The following is a 3,016-nucleotide window of genomic DNA, read 5'->3' as shown; positions in this document are numbered from 1 at the left end:
GTCCTCAGGCGGTGCCGCGCCGCCGCCACGGGAGCTCCGCCGTGACCGTCGTCGGGCCGCCCGCCGGGGAGTCCAGTACGAAGAGGCCGTCGACCGCGCCCAGCCGCTCGGCCAGGCCGGACATGCCCGTACCGCCGTCGAGGGTCGCGCCGCCCCTGCCGTCGTCCGTGACCTGGATCAGCAGCCGCTCCTCCGACCGCCACACGTCCACCGAGGCCGTACGGGCGGCGCTGTGCTTGCTGACGTTCTGGAGCAGCTCGGACGCCGTGAAGTACGTGATCCCCTCGATCGCCGCCGCGGGCCGCTCCGTCAGGTCCACGGTCACCTTCACCGGGACCGTGCACCGGGAGGCGATCGACGACAGGGCCGCGTCCAGGCCGCGGTCCGTGAGGATCGCCGGGTGGATGCCGCGCGCCAGGTCGCGCAGCTCCTGGAGCGCCAGCTTCACCTCGCCGTGCGCCTCGTCCACCATGACCGCCGCCGCGTCCGGGTCCTCCAGCAGCTTCTCCTTCGCCAGGCCGAGCCCCATGGCCAGGGCCACCAGCCGGGCCTGCGCGCCGTCGTGGAGGTCGCGCTCGATGCGGCGCAGGTCCGCCGCCGCCGTGTCGACCACCACACCCCGGTCCGACTCCAGCTCGGCGATCCGCCGCTCCAGCTCGTCGGAGGGCGAGAGCAGCCCCCGTACCATCGCGCGGTCCACATTGGTGAGCCCCCGCGCCACGTACGGCAGGACCGGCCAGAACACGAACAGGCCCGTCAGCGTCACGGAGAACGTCACCACGCTCCAGGGCAGCCGGATGAACTCGTACAGCACGGTCCGCCAGGCCACCGGGTCGCTGAGCCCCGTCCACAGCCGGGCGAAGAACCCGCCGGACTGGCCCCGCCCCTGTCCCCGTCCCCGCGCGACCAGGCGGCTCGGCTCGTCGATCCGTACACCCAGCAGCTTCCGCGCCCGCGCCCGCTCGGCCCGCCCCAGCAGCCGGGCCCCGGACAGGCCGAGGACCAGCCACGGCAGACCGATCACCGTCACCGACAGCCCGGCCCCGGTGGACACGGTGAACATCACATAGACGAACCCGACCAGCGACGACGGCAGATTCGCCAGGAGATGCGCGATCTCCTTCCAGGTCTGCCGGTCGAAGGCGAAGCGCACGGGGGGCGGCCGGTCGTTCTTGCTGTCGGGATCATCGAAACTCACGGTCATAAGGAACCAGACTGCCGGGCCGCGCGCACCCGCGCCATGGGGTGGCTGGGTGCGCGTGAAGTAGGGATAACCCCACCTTCGTACCAAAGGTTCGTACGAGTTCCGGAGGGTTGAGGCGGACGCGGCTGCTTACCCTTTCTTTAGCAGGGCCTAGACTCCCGTCCGTACAGGTCGTCGAAGAGGCTGCTACGGCTGCTACGGAGTCAGGGAGCGAGGGGCGGACGTGTCGGAACCGACCGTTCTCGCGGCGGACTACTTCCGGAGCTATTCGGTCGTCGGGCTGCTCGCGGTTGTCGGCGTGCTGTTCGTCGCCGTGGCCTTCGGGGCGGGCCGGCTGCTGCGGCCCGTGGTGCCGACGCCGGAGAAACTGCTCACGTACGAATGCGGCGTGGACCCCGTCGGCGAGGGCTGGGCCCACACCCAGGTCCGCTACTACGTCTACGCGTTCCTCTACGTGATCTTCGCCGTCGACTCGATCTTCCTGTTCCCGTGGGCGACCGTGTTCGCCGCCCCCGGCTACGGCGCGACGACGCTCGTCGAGATGTTCATCTTCCTCGGCTTCCTGGCCGTAGGACTGCTCTACGCATGGAAGAAGGGCGTCCTCGAATGGACGTGACCCCCCAAGCGCCGCCGGCCCCGGTGCCGGTGGCGGCTCCCCAGCGCCTCGGTGTGCTCTCCCGGCTGGCGCCCGAGCCCATGAAGGTCGTCCTCAACTGGGGCCGCCGCTACAGCCTCTGGGTCTTCAACTTCGGACTCGCCTGCTGCGCCATCGAGTTCATCGCCGCGTCCATGGCCCGCCACGACTTCATCCGGCTCGGCGTGATCCCCTTCGCGCCGGGACCGCGCCAGGCCGACCTGATGGTCGTCTCCGGCACGGTCACCGACAAGATGGCGCCGGCCGTGAAGCGGCTGTACGAGCAGATGCCCGAGCCCAAGTACGTGATCTCCTTCGGCGCCTGCTCCAACTGCGGCGGCCCGTACTGGGATTCGTACTCCGTGACGAAGGGCGTCGACCAGATCATCCCCGTCGACGTCTACGTACCGGGCTGCCCGCCGCGCCCCGAGGCGCTGCTCCAGGGCATCCTCAAGCTCCAGGAGAAGATCTCCCGCGAGTCGCTCGGCGACCGCTACGCCTCGGCCGGCCGGCCCTCGCCGGCCGCGCTGCGCAGCGGACTGGTGCCTCCGCCGCCGCCCCCGGGGGAGGGCGTTTCGTGAGCGCGTACGACCGGCTGCCGGACGCCGCCGCCGAGATCTTCGGCGAGGAGGCCACGGCGGAGCGGGCGTACGGCCTCCTGACGGTCGACGTGCCCGCCGCGTCCTGGCTGACCGCGCTCGAAACCGCCAGGACCACTCTGGGCTGCACCTACTTCGACTGGCTGAGCGCCGTCGACGAACCCGGCACCGGCTTCCGCGTCTGCGCCCACGTCGCCGCCCTCGGCGCCGGTACGGTCCGCGCGCTCCTCGTCCGTACGACCGTCCCGCACGAGGCACCCGCCCTGCCCACCGCCCTCGGCGTCTACGCGGGCGCGGGCTGGCACGAACGCGAGACCCACGAGATGTTCGGCATCTCCTTCACCGACCACCCGAACCTCGTCCCCCTCCTGCTCCCCGAGACGTTCGAGGGCCACCCGTTGCGGAAGGACTTCGTCCTCGCGGCGCGGGTCGCGAAGGCGTGGCCGGGGGCGAAGGAGCCGGGGGAGTCCGAGCACGGCGGCCCCAAGCGCCGCCAGATGCTGCCGCCGGGCGTGCCCGACCCGAACGAGTGGGGCCCGCTCAAGGGCCAGCTCCCCGCCGCCCCGGCCCGCCCGGCCC

4 protein-coding genes are annotated in these 3,016 nt (G+C 71.8%); 3 read left to right on the top strand and 1 reads right to left on the bottom strand.

All coding sequences use genetic code 11. The features are described from left to right. Nucleotides 1-4: 4 nt before the first annotated feature. Complete coding sequence (locus GT042_RS13110) at nt 5-1,204, bottom strand: sensor histidine kinase (protein WP_161308873.1); 1,200 nt, start codon at nt 1,202-1,204, stop codon at nt 5-7. Nucleotides 1,205-1,427: 223 nt separating this feature from the next. Here GT042_RS13110 and GT042_RS13105 point away from each other — a divergent pair, with 223 nt between their 5' ends. The 3 genes from GT042_RS13105 to GT042_RS13095 form a co-directional block, all read left to right on the top strand. Beyond that, nucleotides 1,428-1,820, top strand: a complete 393-nt coding sequence (locus GT042_RS13105; protein ID WP_161308872.1) for an NADH-quinone oxidoreductase subunit A — start codon at nt 1,428-1,430, stop codon at nt 1,818-1,820. Beyond that, nucleotides 1,811-2,419 (top strand): NADH-quinone oxidoreductase subunit B, encoded by a 609-nt coding sequence (locus GT042_RS13100; protein WP_161308871.1) that lies wholly within the window; start codon nt 1,811-1,813, stop codon nt 2,417-2,419. Before GT042_RS13105 ends, GT042_RS13100 begins: the two co-directional genes overlap by 10 nt. Further along, a partial coding sequence (locus tag GT042_RS13095; RefSeq protein ID WP_161308870.1) for an NADH-quinone oxidoreductase subunit C occupies nt 2,416-3,016 on the top strand: 601 nt, incomplete at its 3' end. The genes GT042_RS13100 and GT042_RS13095, both read left to right, overlap by 4 nt.

Origin of the sequence: Streptomyces sp. SID3212, assembly GCF_009865405.1 — a bacterium.
Lineage (GTDB): Bacteria > Actinomycetota > Actinomycetes > Streptomycetales > Streptomycetaceae > Streptomyces.
Note: the sequence above shows the minus strand (reverse complement) of the source record. Positions and strands in the feature narration are given on the sequence as shown.